Source organism: Paracoccus aurantiacus (assembly GCF_007993065.1).
Classification (GTDB): domain Bacteria; phylum Pseudomonadota; class Alphaproteobacteria; order Rhodobacterales; family Rhodobacteraceae; genus Paracoccus; species Paracoccus aurantiacus.
This window is the reverse complement of the sequence record NZ_VOPL01000004.1, coordinates 304,665-319,981: the sequence shown is the minus strand read 5'-3', so window position 1 is coordinate 319,981 and position 15,317 is coordinate 304,665. Positions and strand designations below refer to the sequence as shown.

Genomic DNA, 15,317 nt, shown 5'->3' with positions numbered 1-15,317 from the left:
TCCTAGTCTCGCAATCGACAGATACCGCGACAGAGGCCCGAGTGAGCGTGACGCGACGCAAGTTCCCCGACCTGCCCCCGATCTGGGCCCTGGCCGTCATGCTGGCGGCAATCATCATCGGCAGGCTCGTTTGGCCGGGCCCGTTTGAGCGTCGCGCATATCACGCGCTCGGCGTTCTGCTGATGCTCGGTGGGTTTGGCCTGATCCTCTGGGCCGCGATCTGGTTTCGCCGCAAGCGGACCTCCATCCTACCGGGCGAGCAGCCGAAGACGCTGATCGTGGAAGGTCCGTTCCGCATCAACCGCAATCCGGTTTACACAGGTATCGCGTTTGCGGTCATTGGCGGCACCTTCATCTGGGGCGGTCCGGCCGGCCTGATCGTCGCGGCACTTTACCCGCTGCTCGTGACCCGCCGCTTTATCCTGCGCGAAGAAGCCGCCCTTCGCGCCGCCTTCGATGAAAAGGCCGAGAGCTATATCGCCCGCACCCGACGCTGGTAGCGGCGATGCGCCCTGCGATCCGTGATCAGTCGCGGCCTTTGTAGATATCGACCAGCTTGCCCAGCATGGTGAGCGCATCCTCGCGCGAGCGCTGGAAGCTGTTGCGACCGATGATGGACCCGTTGCCGCCGCCGTCACGGATGGCACGCGCGTCGTCATAGACCGCGTCGGCACCCTTCGCCGCGCCGCCCGAAAACACCACGATCCGGCGACCGCCAAATGCCGCATCCATGCAATGCTGCACGCGCTTCGCTTGGGTCGAGACGTCGATCTTCTGCGCCTCATAGACCTTCTTGGCGTCCTTGTTTTCCAGATGGTCGGTGGACAGCTTGATCTTGATGATATGTGCGCCCAGCAGTGCCGCGATCTGCGCGGCATAGGCGGCGATGTCGATGGCGGTTTCGCCATCTTTGCTGATCGCCTCGCCGCGCGGATAGGACCAGATCACCGTCGGAATGCCGACGGCCGCGGCTTCCGCGCGCAGTTCCGAGATTTCTTCGAACATATCCAGCGCCATGTCGCTGCCCGGATAGATGGTGAACCCAATCGCCGACGCACCGATGCGCAGCGCATCCGCGACCTGCGCGGTGACGGCCTGGTTCTTGCCTGCGGTGTCCGACATCAGGCTGTTGGCCGAGTTCATCTTCAGGATGGTCGGGATCTGCCCGGCAAAGGTATCGGCCCCCGCTTCCAGCATACCCAGCGGCGCCGCATAGGCATTCAGGCCCGCGTCAATCGCCAGCTTATAGTGGTAATGCGGATCATAGCCCGCCGCGTTCGGCGCAAAGCTGCGCGCGGGCCCGTGTTCGAACCCCTGATCGACGGGCAGGATGATCATCTTGCCGGTGCCGCCCAGCTTGCCTTCCATCAGCATGCGGCACAGATTGCCCTTCACGCCCGGATTTTCGCCTTCGTAATTGGCAAGGATCTTCTTGACGTTATTCGTGGCCTTCATGGCATCCCCCGAGAACTGAATATCTGGTCGCGTCTTAGCAGAGGAATAGCGGCCAGCAATGACAGGTTGCGCTAACAAGCAGATGTTAGCGGCGGCAACCTCGATAAACTGATCGTTGGCACGGGTGCCAAGCGATGAAACGCGCGGCGCGGCGGTCTGCGCGGTATGAGGTTTGGGAACAAGGGCAAACGATGGCGCGGTTGACGGGGCTCGAACCCGCGACCCCCGGCGTGACAGGCCGGTACTCTAACCAACTGAGCTACAACCGCGCATCATTTTCGGGCGATGGTGGTGGCGCGGTTGACGGGGCTCGAACCCGCGACCCCCGGCGTGACAGGCCGGTACTCTAACCAACTGAGCTACAACCGCATGCTCACCAACCCCGGCATGATCGCCCGCCGGGGTAGCGGGGGATTTACGCGGCCCGGTCGGAGGCGTCAAGCGAGGAATCGGAAAATTCCGACTCTTATTCGCGTGGCGTGCTGATACGTCCCCCGCAGACCGGCGCGGGCGCGGCCGTTGTCGAAGGTCCGCTGGTCGGCAGACCGCGCAACACCCTGACCGCGAGCCAGCCGAAGGCCTGCGCCTCCAGCATGTCGCCATCAAGCCCCACGGTCTCGACCGGCTCGACCGGACAAGGCAGGGCGGCGCGAAGGGCGGACATGATCGCCCGATTGTGCCGTCCGCCGCCACAGACCAGCACGCTGGCGGGGGGCTGTGGCAGGTGATCGAACCCGGTCGCCACCGATGCCGCCAGCGCCCCGACAAGGGTCGCCGCCGCATCCGGCGCGGACAGGTTTCCCACCGCTTTCGAAAGCCCGTCAAAAGCATCGCGATCCAGCGATTTCGGGACCGGCCGGGCGAAATAGGGGTGGCGCAGAAACTCGGCAATTATATCGGCATCGACACGTCCTGCGTCGGCGAGTTCGCCACCCTCGTCCCGCGCGCCCAGTCCGCGCGAGCGCATCATATCGTTGATCGGGGCATTGGCCGGGCCGGTATCGAAGGCCAGACATCCGCTTTCCGGTCCCTCTGCGGCCGGATCGACCCATGTCAGGTTGCCAACCCCGCCGAGGTTCAGGAACACCACCGGCTCTGCCGTCATCCGGCCTTCGCGGACGGCCCAATCGGCGCAGGCCCAGTGGAAGAAGGGCGCAAGCGGCGCGCCCTGCCCGCCTTGGCGCACATCCTCGGTCCGGAAATCCCAGACCACGCGGCGGCCAGTCTGCTGCGCCAGTTCCGCGCCCGACCCCGCCTGATGCGTCCCGCGACCGCCCGGATCATGGGCCAGCGTCTGGCCGTGATAGCCGATCAGCGCGGCCTCGGGGAAGTCCGCCGCCAGCGCTGCATGGGCCGCGACCGACAGCGCAGCCGCATCGCTGACGCCTTCATCCCCCGGCCAAAGCCCCAGCGCCGCGTGCAGCACCGCCGATTCGTTGTCGCAATAGGCGCGATAGCCCGACCGCCCGAACCCGCCGATCCTGACGCCGTCGGTTTCGATCAGCGCGGCATCCACGCCGTCCAGCGAGGTGCCAGACATCATCCCCAGCGCCCGGATCATCCCGCCCATCATGGCTTTCCCTTCTGTCATCGCCCCGATATATCCAGCCAATCGAAAGGATGAAAGCAATGGCACTGACCCCTAAATCCGACTTCCTGCGCGTGATCATCGAGCGTGGCTTTCTGGCCGACGCCACCGATCTGACCGCGCTTGACGATGCGCTGATCGAGGGGCCGGTGACGGCGTATATCGGCTATGACGCCACGGCGGCGTCGCTGCATGTGGGCCACCTGCTGAACATCATGCTGCTGCGCTGGTTCCAGAAGACCGGCAACCGCCCGATCACGCTGATGGGCGGCGGCACCACCAAGGTCGGCGATCCGTCCTTCCGCAGCGACGAACGCCCCCTGCTTGGCCCCGAACAGATCCAGTCGAATATCGACGGGATGCAGCAGGTCTTTGCCCGCTACCTCGATTACGGGGACGGCAAGGCGATGATGCTGAACAATGCCGAATGGCTGGACGGGCTGAACTATCTCGATTTCCTGCGCGACATTGGGCGGCATTTCAGCGTCAACCGGATGCTGTCGTTTGAATCGGTGAAATCCCGGCTGGACCGCGAGCAGTCGCTGTCCTTCCTGGAATTCAACTATATGATCCTTCAGGCCTATGACTTCCTGGAGCAGTACCGCCGCTACGACTGCCGCTTGCAGATGGGTGGCAGCGACCAGTGGGGCAATATCGTCAACGGTGTCGATCTGACGCGGCGGGTGCTGGACAAGGAGGTCTGGGGCCTGACCACGCCGCTTCTGACGACCAGCGACGGGCGCAAGATGGGCAAATCGCAAGGCGGTGCGATCTGGCTGAACGGCGACATGCTGTCGCCTTACGAGTTCTGGCAGTTCTGGCGCAATACCACCGATGCCGATGTCGGCCGCTTCCTGAAGCTGTATACCGAGCTTCCTGTCGATGAATGCGACCGTCTGGGCGCGCTGCAGGGGTCCGAGATCAACGAAGGCAAGATCCGGCTGGCCAACGAGGTCACAACCCTGCTGCACGGCGCAGAGGCGGCGGCGTCCGCCGAAGCCACCGCCCGCGAGGTCTTTGAACAGGGGGGCGCCGGCGGCGATCTGGAAATCGTGACGATCGGCGCGGACGCCCTGCCCGTCTCGGTCATTCAGCTTCTGTCCCAGACCGGCATCACCGCGTCAGGCAAAGAGGCCAAGCGCCTGATCGCCGAGGGCGGGTTGCGGCTGAACAACGATCCGGTCAGCGATCCGCAGGTGCAGGTCGATGCCGGGATGATCGGTGACGGGCTGAAGGTGTCGGTCGGGAAAAAGAAGCACCGGATGGTGCGGGTTGGGTAAATGAAGGGCCGGAGAAACCCGGCTTTTCTTATTAGATCCAATAATCACCACTCGGCCGCTTCGCGGGACGAAGCGGACCTTCGATGCCGATACGAGACGGTCAGCTTTCTTCTGCATGGCCAGACAGTGGCGAGCATGCCAATATTCCGAGATGACCCGAGAAATTCCAGAACTTTTGGGCGCCCGCGTCCGCCTGCGCCCCTTCCGTAGTTCGGATATTGCCGGACGGCTGGCTCTCGGGCGGTCACCAGAGATCGTGCACAGCTTCGGAGGCGACCCGAGGGGCCTTCCCCCGTATGAGGAATGCGATGCCCGGTCATGGGTGGAGCGGAACCTTGCGCATCCGCTTTGTTGGGCCGTCGAGGTGGATCGCCGCCTATTAGGGGAGGCTCGTCTGGACGGGCTCGATCTCCACGACAGCCGCGCGCGCTTGGCGATCGGGCTCTACGACCTCGCGCAGCTCGGGAAAGGGCTGGGTCGCGAGGTGGTCAAGCTGATCTTATCGCATGCCTTCGGAACTCTACAGCTACACCGTGTCGACTTGCGGGTGCTCTCATACAATGAGCGGGCGATCCGGTGCTATCGCGCCTGCGGCTTCATCGAAGAGGGCCGCGAACGCGAGAGCGCTCGCGTTGGCGATGTTTGGCACGACGACCTCATCATGGGGGTGCTGGCGAAAGAATACGCAGGTCAGACCTGAGAGATCCGTCTTTCCGGAATGCCGACGTTTCTGCGACTCGCAGTAATCGCCAAATTAGGCTCAGAGCGGTCATTCATGCCAAGTTTGATAGAACACAAGAAGCCGCCGGCCGACAACCATGCGAAGCTACCCCCACCCCACCCGCGCCGCCGCCACCATCACCCGATCCAGCGACTGCAGAAACCGCGCCCGGTCGGCCTTCGCGAAACCCTTGCCGCTGCCCTGCTGGAACGGGTTGGCGGAACGAATATCCTGCATCAGGTCGCGGGTCGCCAGACGGGGGCCGATATTGGCGAGGCTCAACACCTCGCCATTCGGTTCAACCACCTGCGCGCTGGCCTTCAGGCAGCGGTCGGCCAGCGGGATGTCAGCGGTTACGACCACATCGCCCGGCCCGCACTGATCGGCGATCCATTTATCGGCCTCATCCGGGCCTTCGCTGACGATCACCAACGACACGAGCGGGTTCTGCGGCGGCCGCAACCCGCCATTGCAGACCAGCACCATCGGGATACGCAGACGGGTCGCCACCCGTTCGGCCTCGGCCTTCACGGGGCAGGCATCGGCGTCGATGTAAAGCGTGGTCATTCGCGATCTTCCTGCTGTAAGCCCGTGAAAAGGCCCCGCATGTTTCCATGCAGGGCCGTTATCTCCGAAGGCGGTGAAAGGATCACTCTGCCACGGTCACTTTCAGCATATAGTCCGGCGCCTCGACCGAGCCATTGGCGGCGGCATCGCCCTTCTTTACGGCGTTCAGCACGTCCCAGCCATCGACCAACTGGCCGACGACCGTATACTGACCGTCAAGGAAGGTCGCTGGTGCGAGGTCGATGAAGAACTGGCTGTTGGCGCTGTTAGGGTCCTGCGAACGGGCCATGCCGACGGTGCCCTGCTGGAAGGACACCTCGCTGAATTCGGCAGCGAGGTCGGGCAGTTCCGACCCGCCCATGCCGGCCATGGCGGTGTCACCGCCCTGCTTGCCGTGCTGGACATCGCCGGTCTGCGCCATGAAGCCGTCGATCACGCGGTGAAACACGACACCGTCATAGGCGCCGGATTTTGCCAGTTCGACCAGCCGGGCGACATGGTTCGGGGCCTTGTCGGCATAAAGGTCCAGCGTGATCGTGCCCTTCGGCGCACCCGAGGCATCCGCGACTTCGATCAGCAGGTTCGGGCCGGGGCCGTCTGTCACACCCGGCAGGCCTTCTGCCGCCGCAGCACCTGCGGCCAGGATCAAGGCGGGGAACAGGAACGCCTTAAGCATCGGCGGCCACCTTTACCGAGATCATTCGGTCGGGGTTCACCGGCGGCTCGCCCTTTGCGATCTTGTCCACATGCTCCATCCCTTCGATGACGCGACCGTAAACGGTGTACTGGCCATTCAGGAAATGGTTGTCCTTGAAGTTGATGAAAAACTGGCTGTTGGCGCTGTTCGGGTTCTGCGAACGTGCCGCACCCAGCGTGCCACGATCATGGGGCAGCTTGGAAAATTCTGCCGGCAGGTCCGGCAGCTCGGAACCACCCGTGCCGCAACGGCGCGCGTTATAGTCCTTTTCCATATTGCCGTTTTCGACATCGCCGGTCTGGGCCATGAAGCCGTCGATCACGCGATGGAAGGCGACGTTGTCATAGGCACCTGCGCGGGCCAGTTCCTTCATGCGCTCGACATGCTTGGGGGCCACGTCGGGCAGAAGCTCGATGGTGACGGGGCCGTCCTTCAGTTCGATGATGATGGTGTTTTCAGGGTCCTTGATGTCGGCCATGGGGGCCTCCTCTCTTATTCGGTCGCAGATACAGCTAAACTGTCCATCCACGCGCTGCAACGCACGAAGCCGTCACGAGGTCGCCGTCACACGGATTGACGATCCTGTGAGGATGGCCCACAACCCCGTCAAACATAGCTGCGGAGGCTGACATGAAATTCAACCGCATCGAAGATCTGGATCTCGACGGCAAGGCCGTGCTGACCCGCGTCGACCTGAACGTGCCGACCGAAAACGGCAAGGTCACCGATACCACCCGGATCGAAAAGATCGTCCCGACGATCAAGGCCATTCAGGAGGCCGGCGGCAAGCCAGTCCTGCTGGCGCATTTCGACCGCCCAAAGGGCAAGCGCGTTGACAGCATGTCGCTGAAGCAGGTTGTGCCTGCGCTTGAAGCGGCATTGGGCCAGAAGGTCGAATTCGCCGACGAAGCCATTGGCGGCCCGGCCAAGCGGGCCGTGGCCGCAATGCAGCCCGGCGATGTCCTGCTGCTGGAAAACACCCGCTTCTATCCGGGCGAGGAAGGCAATGACCCGACCTTCGCCGCGTCGCTCGCAGCCTTGGGCGAAGCCTATATCAACGACGCCTTTTCTGCCGCGCACCGCGCCCATGCCTCGACCGAGGGGTTGGCGCGGCTGCTGCCCTCTGCAGCCGGCAAGCTGATGGAGGCGGAGCTCGACGCGCTGAATGCTGCCTTGGGAGAGCCGGAGCGCCCGGTGGTCGCAGTGGTCGGCGGGGCAAAAGTCTCGACCAAGCTCGATCTGCTGTCGAACCTGATCGAGAAGGTCGATCATCTGGTCATCGGCGGCGGCATGGCCAACACCTTCCTTGTCGCCAAGGGGATCGAGGTGGGCAAGTCGCTGGCCGAACGCGACATGGCCGACACGGCGCGCGAGATCATGGCCAAGGCCGAAGAGACTGGCTGCAAGATCCATCTGCCCGTCGATGTCGTGGTCGCGCGCGAATTCAAGGAAGGGGCCGCATCTGAAGTGGTGGCCGCCGATGCCTGCCCTGCCGATGCGATGATCCTTGATGCCGGGCCGGACACGGTCGAGGCGATCCGTGGCGTCTTCGATGCCAGCAAGACGCTGATCTGGAACGGCCCGCTCGGTGCCTTCGAGATCCCGCCATTCGACGCTGCCACCAATGCCGCAGCGCAAGAGGCAGCGAAGCTGACCCGCGAGGGGACGCTCGTTTCTGTCGCTGGTGGCGGCGATACGGTCGCGGCACTGAACAAGGCCGGTGTGGCCGATGATTTCACCTTTATCTCGACAGCCGGGGGTGCCTTCCTTGAATGGATGGAAGGCAAGGACCTGCCCGGCGTCGCGGCACTTGCCGACGGACGGCAGTGACCCCATTTCACCCGGCAAGACCGGGGAAGGAGACAGGATGGACGGCGCAATGGAAACTGCGGACGCGCTGATTGCCCGGATGGGCCGCGATGCGCGAAGCGCTGCGGCGGAACTGGCCTTTGCCAGCGCAGAACGCAAGCATGCAGCCCTGATCGCGTCAGCAGACGCGGTCAGGCAGCGCGAAGCGGAAATTCTCGCGGCGAATGCGAAAGATCTCGATTATGCCCGCGACAAGGGGTTGTCGGATGCCATGATTGACCGGCTGACGCTGACGCCGGACCGGTTGCGCGGGATCGTCGACAGCCTGCGCGCCATCGCCGAACAGCCTGATCCTGTGGGCCGCGTCCTGACCGAGTGGGATCGCCCGACCGGGTTGCATATCCAGCGCGTTTCGACCCCGCTTGGCGTGTTGGGCGTGATCTATGAAAGCCGGCCGAATGTCACGGCGGACGCAGGTGCGCTGGCGCTGAAATCGGGCAATGCGGTGATCCTGCGGGGCGGCAGCGATTCGATCCACTCATCGGCCGCGCTGCATGACTGTATGGTCGAGGGGCTGCGGGCCGCAAAACTGCCCGAGGCGGCAATCCAGATCGTCCCCACCCGCGACCGCGAAGCCGTGGCCGCAATGCTGCGCGCGCAGGGGCTGATCGACGTCATCATACCGCGCGGCGGCAAGGGGCTGGTGGGGCTGGTGCAGCGCGAGGCACGGGTGCCGGTCTTCGCGCATCTGGAAGGCATCTGCCATGTCTATGCCGATGCCGATGCCGATCTGGAAAAGGCGCGCCGCGTCGTGCTGAACGCCAAGACCCGGCGCACAGGCGTCTGTGGTTCCGCCGAATGCCTGCTGATCGACCGCGCGTTCCTTGCAAAGCATGGCGATGTGCTGATCCGCGATCTGCTGGATGCAGGTGTCGAGGTCCGGGCCGAGGGCGAACTGGCCGATATCGCCGGCACCACCCCTGCCCGCCCCGAGGATTTTGGCCACGAATTTCTGGACATGATCATCGCCGCGCGACTGGTCGATGGCGTCGACGGGGCGATTGCCCATATCCGCGAACACGGCTCTGGCCATACAGAGGCCATCCTGACCGAGAACGATGCCACCGCTGCGCGCTTCTTCCAGCGGTTGGACAGCGCGATCCTGATGCGCAACGCCTCAACCCAGTTCGCCGATGGCGGTGAATTCGGCATGGGCGCGGAAATCGGCATCGCCACCGGCAAGATGCATGCGCGCGGACCCGTCGGGGCAGAGCAGCTGACCAGCTTTAAATATATCGTCACGGGCGACGGTACCACCCGCGACTGAACTGGCTTCAGGCGGGGCCGCGATCAGAAAGCGATCTCGGCCCCGGCTTCGGTCAGTGACCAACGGATAGGGCGCGACATTTCCGCCGCGGCGAGACCGAGGAGCGGGAAATGGACCTCTGACGCCGACGGTTGCGCACTGCCCGACCGGGGCGTGCCAAGCCATGCCCATAGTGTGGGGTTGTGGCGCGTCCGTTCTGCCTCGGCGCGGATCAGCCAGTCACGCCCGCTTTGGCTTATCGTGACCGACGCGCCCCAGGGCATCGCGGTTTCCATGCACATCAATGACAGCATCACCAGCTTGACGGCGCCGCGCCCGTGATCGCCCGGCGCATCAAGCGTGATGCGCATGCGCCCGGCTTTCGCAGCGTCCGCGACAAGCGCGGCGAACTCTGCCTGCGGCAGGCGCTGACTGCCGCCCGCCGATCCGAACGCCACGCGAAACAGCGCGATCCGCGCGCGCGCTGCCTGCAATGCATCTTCGATCAACGACATTTCCGGGCTGCTTTGCAGCGCAGGCCAGTCCCCCGACATCTGCAGAAGTTCGACCCCGTTGCCGATCGCGCCCAGCGGCGAAATCAGGTCATGACACAGCCGCGAGCCGAGAAGAGCCACGATATTGGCAATATCCTCTTGCCGGGCAGCACCGTTTGCGGAATGTGGGATGGGGGCGTATTCCATTGTCGAAGGGCTTTCCTGATGAATGAATTTCTGGAACCAGGCATGATCGTTCGCCACCCCGGCGCGCCGGAATGGGGCCTTGGCCAGGTGCAGTCGAATATCGGTGATCGTATCACCGTCAATTTCGCAGATGCCGGCAAACGCGTCATCGACGCCCGGCGCGTGGTTCTGGAACTCGTTGAGACAGATGAGGGGTGAGGCCGTCATAAGGACAGCCTAATTCAACCTTGGGTCGAGTCAACTTTCGTTCCACTCAACCAATTCGTTGTTTCGCGCTGTTGCATTGACGCCGCGCCTTGCCTAGACACTGCACGTTTGATCCTCTCAGGCGGATTCATGGCCATCGACAACAACTTCTTCGACATACGTCTGGCGACAGAGATATCCGACCTGCAGGCCGCGCAACGCCTGCGCTACCGTGTTTTCGTCGAGGAACTGGGCGGCGATGGCCCGCTGGTCGATCATCATTCGCGGCTGGAGCGTGACGAATTCGACGATGTCGTTGACCACCTGGTGCTGATCGACAAGCGGCGCGATCCGGCGGCGCTGGATCAGGTCGTCGGCGTCTATCGCCTGCTGCCCGGCGAGCGTGCCGAAAAATTCGGACGATTCTATTGCGACAGCGAATACGACCTGACGCGGCTCAAAGCCTCGGGCCGGCCGCTTCTGGAACTCGGCCGGTCCTGCGTGCTGCCGGAATATCGCGGCGGGGCGGGGATGTTCCTGATGTGGAACGCGCTTTCGGAATATGTGCTGCAACGCGGGGTCGAGATCCTGTTCGGCGTCGCCTCGTTTCACGGAACGGACGCCCAGTCACTCGCCCAACCGCTGAGCTGGCTGCATAAGAACCACCTCGCGCCCGAGGAGATGCGGCCCGTGGCACGCGCTGACGGGTTTCAGCGCATGGACCTTGTCGCCGATGATGACCTCGACCGGCGCGCGGCGATGCTGGGGATGCCCGCGCTCATCAAGGCATATCTGCGCCTTGGCGGCACTGTCGGCGAAGGCGCGTATCTGGACCGGGCCTTCAACACCACGGATGTTCTGCTGATGATGGACACCGCCGCCATGTCAGCCAAGCATCGCGATTACTACACCTCCCGATGGCAGACCAAGGGCTGAATTCCCGCACCTGGCTGGGCGAGCCGCCTGCCGCGCCGCCGCCTCCCGGTGCGGGCGGGTGGTTGCGCGTGCTGTATCGCGGGCTGCCGGCGATGACGGTGCTGGGGCTCGGCGTCCCGATCCTGATGCTTCTGCGCCTGATGGAACGTCCTTTTACGGGCCTTTGCCGCCCGGTAACGGGGCCGTTCGTGCAGGGCGTATGCCGCGCGGTGCTGTGGTGCATTGGCATCACCTGGCAGCGAACGGGCGTTCCCATGACAGGGCCGGGTGCAGTCGTCGCCAATCATTCAAGCTGGCTCGACATCCTCAGCCTAAACGCGGCGATGCCAGTCTTTTTCGTCTCGAAGGCCGAGGTGGCGGGATGGCCCGGCATCAATATCCTGACCCGCGTGACGAATACCCATTTCGTGGCCCGCGACCCGCGCCTTGCGGCCGCACAGGCAGCCGAGTTTGCCGAACGCACGGCAGCCGGGCACCGTCTGCTTTTCTTCCCGGAAGGCACGTCAAGCGACGGTCAGCGCGTCCTGCCCTTCAAGCCGACGCTGTTTCAGGGCTTTCTGGCACCTGAACTGCCGCAGGGCCTTGCGATCCAGCCTGTCACGGCGATCTATCGCGCACCAGCCGGAACCGACCCGCGCTTTTACGGGTGGTGGGGCGACATGGCGCTTGGGCCGCATATCCTGTCGGTTCTGTCTGCACGACGGCAAGGCAGCGTCGAAGTCGTGCTGCATAGGCCGATCCCCGTGGCCGGTGAGACCCGGAAAAGCCTGTCGCGCGCGGCGGAAACCGCAATTCGCGATGCGCTGCCCTTCGAAGGACAGGCCCCTCCCCCCAGAACGGGCCTTGAAAGGCAGGACTGAGCGGTCTAGGTGAAGGCCGAATGCCGCAAAGGATGCCCAGATGACCTATATCGTTACCGATAATTGCATCATGTGCAAATATACCGATTGCGTCGAAGTCTGCCCGGTGGACTGCTTCTACGAGGGCGAGAACACGCTCGTCATTCACCCTGACGAGTGTATCGATTGCGGCGTGTGCGAGCCGGAATGCCCCGCTGACGCGATTCGTCCCGATACGGAACCGGATATGGAACCCTGGGTCGAGATGAACCGCAAATATGCCGAACAATGGCCGGTCATCACCCGCAAGAAAGAGCCGATGCCCGGATACGAATCTATGGACGGCGTGACCGGCAAGCTGGAGAAATATTTCAGCCCCAATCCCGGCGAGGGCGACTGAACGTTCGTCGACGGCGATTCTCTGTGTGCTCGTGGACGACTGATTCGGCTGGCGGATATTTTGCTGCTGGCGACTGCTCAGCGGCTTGAAAACCCGTGATTTCCTGCCCATCTTTGCCCCTGACAGGCGGCGAGGACAGCTATCTTTTTTCGCCGCGTTTTTTGTGATATAGTTCTGTTACAAAACATCCGGGCGAACGCCCTCTCCCGGCATGGAAAGGTAGGAAATCCATCGTCTGCCCGATGGATATATGAATCAGAAAACCCGGCCTGCGGAAGGGGTAATGCCCCACCGTCGGGCCGTTTGCGCCGCCGAATACAGCGCAGCGGCTGCGCCCGATGGAAGGAACCACGAATGTCCAAAGCCAAGAAATCCGAATTCCGCCCCGATGACTTCGTTGTCTATCCCGCACATGGCGTGGGCAAGATCGTTTCGATCGAAGAACAGGAAGTCGCCGGCATGAAGCTGGAAATGTTCGTGATTTCGTTCGAAAAGGACAAGATGACCCTGCGCGTGCCGACTGCCCGCGCGACCGAGATCGGGATGCGCAGCCTTGCCAGCCCCGACCTTGTCGATCAGGCGCTGGCAACGCTGAAGGGCAAAGCCCGCGTAAAGCGCGCCATGTGGTCGCGCCGCGCGCAGGAATACGAACAGAAGATCAATTCCGGCGATCTGCTCGCCATTGCAGAGGTCGTGCGCGACCTGCACCGCAATGACGATCAGCGCGAGCAGTCCTATTCCGAGCGTCAGCTTTACGAAGCAGCGCTTGACCGGCTGACCAGAGAGGTTGCGGCCGTGGGCGGCATGGACGCCGCCGGCGCGCAGAAGAAGGTCGATGACGTTCTGCTGGCGCGCGCTGCCTGATCTTGTCGAAAACCAGCTGAAAGGCCGTCCTTCGGGGCGGCCTTTTTCATTGATGCATCATCAAAGCGCTAGGGGTTCAGGATATCTTCCGGTTCGGGCGGACGGTCAGGAACGATCGGACCGGCTGCCGGTCCGTGGGCAAAACGCTCGGTCAGGGCCGCTTCAAGCTGCTGGTTGATCATGCGGACACGCGCGATATAGGCCTCATTTTCCTCGGTCGGAAGTTCCGGGTTCCAAAGCTCGGCAAGCTCTCGAAGGCTGGCACGGTCGATCTTGTAGAAGATCGATTCCGCCTCATGTGCCTCATATTCCGAAAATCCTGCATTCTCCAGCACATAGCGCCCGACCCTCAGGCTGGAATCGAACATCTCGCGGACGATGTGATCGGCACCTGCAGCATAAAGCTGATAGACCGTGATGCGGTCCCGCGCACGCGCGATGATCTTCAGATCGGGCCGCTTCTCGCGCGCATAGCGCACCAGCGTCACATTGCTTTCCGGGTTGTCGAGCGCTGCGACAAGGATCTGCGCGCGATCAAGCCCCGCAGCGGCCAGGATCTCTGGCCGGGTCGGATCGCCGAAATAGCCCTTGAAGCCGAAGCGGCGCATCAGCTGGATCAGTTTCAGATCGTGGTCTAGCACCGTCGTCTTCAGGCCGACATTCGTGACCAGACGATTCACCACCTGACCGAAACGCCCGATCCCCGCGATGATAATCGGCTGTTGATCCTCGATCTGATCCGCGCGATGCGGTTGTTCTGCAGCGGCCTCGGCCAAACGGCGGCTGATAAGGTCGTTCGCGATAAACAGAAGGGGCGTGACCAGCATCGACAGGGCAATCACCAGCAGGAAGCCCTGCGCGACGCGGTCCGGCAGCACGTTCAGCGCCACCGCATAAGAGATCAGCACGAAGCCGAATTCGCCCGCCTGCGCCAGCGACAGCGTGAACAGCGCCCGATCACGCGGTGCCATGCGCACCGAACGCGCAATGGCATGCAGCACCCCCGCCTTGATCGCGATCAGCGCGGCCGTTACGCCGATCACGATCAGCGGCATCTCTGCCAGCAGCGCGAAATCCATCCCGGCGCCAACCGTGATGAAGAACAGTCCAAGCAGCAGACCCTTGAACGGCTCGATCTGGCTTTCAAGCTCATGCTTGAACTCCGAACCTGCCAGCATCACGCCAGCCAGAAACGTGCCAAGCGCAGGCGAAAGGCCCACGAAGCTCATCATCGAGGCGATGCCGACCACGATGAACAGCGCCATGACGGTATCCATCTCGCGCAGGCGCGCGGAATGGACGAAGCGGAACAAGGGTCGGATCGCGTAATTGCCAATAATGACCACGAAGGCAATGGCAGCCAGCGTCACCAAAGCAGCCGCCCAACCGGGAAGCTGCGCCATGAACGCCCCGCCGACCGAACCGTGATCGCCCCCCGACGCGCCGTGCCCTCCGGCCTGTCCCAGAAGCGGCATCAGCGCCAGCATCGGGATCACCGCGATATCCTGCGTCAGCAGCACCGCGAAGGCATCGCGCCCGCCGCGCGTCTGCATCAGGTTCTTCTCGGACAGCGTCTGCAACACGATCGCGGTCGAACTGAGCGACAGTATCATGCCAAGCGCCAGCGACACCTGCCAGCTTTGATTCAGCATCATGGACGCCGCGAAGATCAGCACGACGGTGCCAAGGATCTGGCTGCCGCCGACGCCGATCAGCCGCTTGCGCATGCCCCAAAGGACGCGGGGCTCCAGTTCTAGGCCGATGATGAACAGCATCATCACGACGCCAAATTCCGCGAAATGCTGAAGGTCGGTCACTTCGCTTCCGCTCAACCCAAGGATCGGGCCGATGACGATACCGGCGATCAGATAGCCCAGAACAGAGCCGAGCCCGAGCCGCGTCGATAGCGGAACGGCCACGATCATCGTGAACAGATAGACCGTTGCGAGCAGCAGGAAGTCGGCCATT

Annotated in this window: 17 protein-coding genes and 2 tRNA genes; 10 read left to right on the top strand and 9 right to left on the bottom strand. The window is 63.2% G+C overall.

Annotated elements, in window-relative coordinates:
• Positions 1-41: 41 nt before the first annotated feature.
• Entirely contained in the window at positions 42-500 is a 459-nt protein-coding gene (locus tag FQV27_RS12170) for a methyltransferase family protein (protein WP_147098830.1), read from the top strand.
• Positions 501-525: 25 nt separating this feature from the next.
• Here FQV27_RS12170 and FQV27_RS12165 read toward each other — a convergent pair whose 3' ends face one another.
• The 4 genes from FQV27_RS12165 to FQV27_RS12150 all read right to left on the bottom strand — a co-directional run bounded on the left by FQV27_RS12165 (position 526) and on the right by FQV27_RS12150 (position 3,046).
• A complete protein-coding gene (locus FQV27_RS12165; RefSeq protein ID WP_147098828.1) occupies positions 526-1,455 on the bottom strand; it encodes a class I fructose-bisphosphate aldolase in 930 nt (309 codons plus the stop codon).
• Positions 1,456-1,647: 192 nt separating this feature from the next.
• Positions 1,648-1,724, bottom strand: a tRNA-Asp gene (locus FQV27_RS12160).
• Between the two features lie 23 nt (positions 1,725-1,747).
• A tRNA-Asp gene (locus FQV27_RS12155) sits at positions 1,748-1,824 on the bottom strand.
• A 97-nt stretch (positions 1,825-1,921) separates the two neighbouring features.
• On the bottom strand, positions 1,922-3,046 hold the full coding sequence (locus FQV27_RS12150) for an anhydro-N-acetylmuramic acid kinase (RefSeq protein ID WP_246133087.1): 1,125 nt from the start codon (positions 3,044-3,046) through the stop codon (positions 1,922-1,924).
• A 38-nt stretch (positions 3,047-3,084) separates the two neighbouring features.
• On the opposite strand from FQV27_RS12150, the gene tyrS reads away from it, so the two are divergent.
• Together tyrS and FQV27_RS12140 are read left to right on the top strand one after the other, a co-directional pair.
• A complete protein-coding gene (gene tyrS / locus FQV27_RS12145) occupies positions 3,085-4,323 on the top strand; it encodes a tyrosine--tRNA ligase (RefSeq protein ID WP_147098826.1) in 1,239 nt (412 codons plus the stop codon).
• A 151-nt stretch (positions 4,324-4,474) separates the two neighbouring features.
• A complete protein-coding gene (locus FQV27_RS12140; RefSeq protein WP_147098824.1) occupies positions 4,475-5,023 on the top strand; it encodes a GNAT family N-acetyltransferase in 549 nt (182 codons plus the stop codon).
• A 126-nt stretch (positions 5,024-5,149) separates the two neighbouring features.
• Here FQV27_RS12140 and FQV27_RS12135 read toward each other — a convergent pair whose 3' ends face one another.
• The 3 genes from FQV27_RS12135 to FQV27_RS12125 all read right to left on the bottom strand — a co-directional run bounded on the left by FQV27_RS12135 (position 5,150) and on the right by FQV27_RS12125 (position 6,786).
• Positions 5,150-5,611: a YaiI/YqxD family protein gene (locus FQV27_RS12135; protein ID WP_147098822.1), complete on the bottom strand. Its 462-nt coding sequence runs from the start codon at positions 5,609-5,611 to the stop codon at positions 5,150-5,152.
• 82 nt (positions 5,612-5,693) lie between these two features.
• Positions 5,694-6,287, bottom strand: coding sequence for a peptidylprolyl isomerase (locus FQV27_RS12130; RefSeq protein ID WP_147098820.1), 594 nt, complete (start codon positions 6,285-6,287; stop codon positions 5,694-5,696).
• Positions 6,280-6,786: a peptidylprolyl isomerase gene (locus FQV27_RS12125; RefSeq protein WP_147098818.1), complete on the bottom strand. Its 507-nt coding sequence runs from the start codon at positions 6,784-6,786 to the stop codon at positions 6,280-6,282. Before FQV27_RS12125 ends, FQV27_RS12130 begins: the two co-directional genes overlap by 8 nt.
• A 152-nt stretch (positions 6,787-6,938) precedes the next feature.
• Here FQV27_RS12125 and FQV27_RS12120 point away from each other — a divergent pair, with 152 nt between their 5' ends.
• On the top strand, positions 6,939-8,138 hold the full coding sequence (locus FQV27_RS12120; protein WP_147098816.1) for a phosphoglycerate kinase: 1,200 nt from the start codon (positions 6,939-6,941) through the stop codon (positions 8,136-8,138).
• Between the two features lie 37 nt (positions 8,139-8,175).
• Positions 8,176-9,444 (top strand): glutamate-5-semialdehyde dehydrogenase, encoded by a 1,269-nt coding sequence (locus tag FQV27_RS12115; RefSeq protein WP_147098814.1) that lies wholly within the window; start codon positions 8,176-8,178, stop codon positions 9,442-9,444.
• Between the two features lie 23 nt (positions 9,445-9,467).
• On the opposite strand, the gene FQV27_RS12110 is transcribed toward FQV27_RS12115, so the two are convergent.
• Positions 9,468-10,124, bottom strand: coding sequence for a histidine phosphotransferase family protein (locus FQV27_RS12110; RefSeq protein WP_147098812.1), 657 nt, complete (start codon positions 10,122-10,124; stop codon positions 9,468-9,470).
• Between the two features lie 18 nt (positions 10,125-10,142).
• Between FQV27_RS12110 and FQV27_RS12105 the strand changes: the two genes are divergently transcribed.
• From FQV27_RS12105 to FQV27_RS12085, 5 genes are all read left to right on the top strand, one after another.
• The gene (locus tag FQV27_RS12105; RefSeq protein WP_147098810.1) at positions 10,143-10,322 is read left to right on the top strand and encodes a DUF3553 domain-containing protein; all 180 of its coding nucleotides are present in this window, start codon (positions 10,143-10,145) and stop codon (positions 10,320-10,322) included.
• Between the two features lie 138 nt (positions 10,323-10,460).
• Positions 10,461-11,246, top strand: a complete 786-nt coding sequence (gene olsB / locus FQV27_RS12100) for an L-ornithine N(alpha)-acyltransferase (protein WP_147098808.1) — start codon at positions 10,461-10,463, stop codon at positions 11,244-11,246.
• Positions 11,228-12,106: a lyso-ornithine lipid O-acyltransferase gene (olsA, locus tag FQV27_RS12095; protein ID WP_147098806.1), complete on the top strand. Its 879-nt coding sequence runs from the start codon at positions 11,228-11,230 to the stop codon at positions 12,104-12,106. Before olsB ends, olsA begins: the two co-directional genes overlap by 19 nt.
• A gap of 40 nt (positions 12,107-12,146) precedes the next feature.
• Positions 12,147-12,485 carry a ferredoxin FdxA gene (gene fdxA, locus FQV27_RS12090; protein ID WP_147098804.1) on the top strand — a complete coding sequence of 113 codons (339 nt, stop codon included), beginning with the start codon at positions 12,147-12,149 and terminating at the stop codon, positions 12,483-12,485.
• 354 nt (positions 12,486-12,839) lie between these two features.
• A complete protein-coding gene (locus FQV27_RS12085) occupies positions 12,840-13,349 on the top strand; it encodes a CarD family transcriptional regulator (RefSeq protein ID WP_147098802.1) in 510 nt (169 codons plus the stop codon).
• Between the two features lie 68 nt (positions 13,350-13,417).
• On the opposite strand, the gene FQV27_RS12080 is transcribed toward FQV27_RS12085, so the two are convergent.
• Complete coding sequence (locus FQV27_RS12080; RefSeq protein WP_147098800.1) at positions 13,418-15,316, bottom strand: monovalent cation:proton antiporter-2 (CPA2) family protein; 1,899 nt, start codon at positions 15,314-15,316, stop codon at positions 13,418-13,420.
• Position 15,317 lies beyond the last annotated feature (1 nt).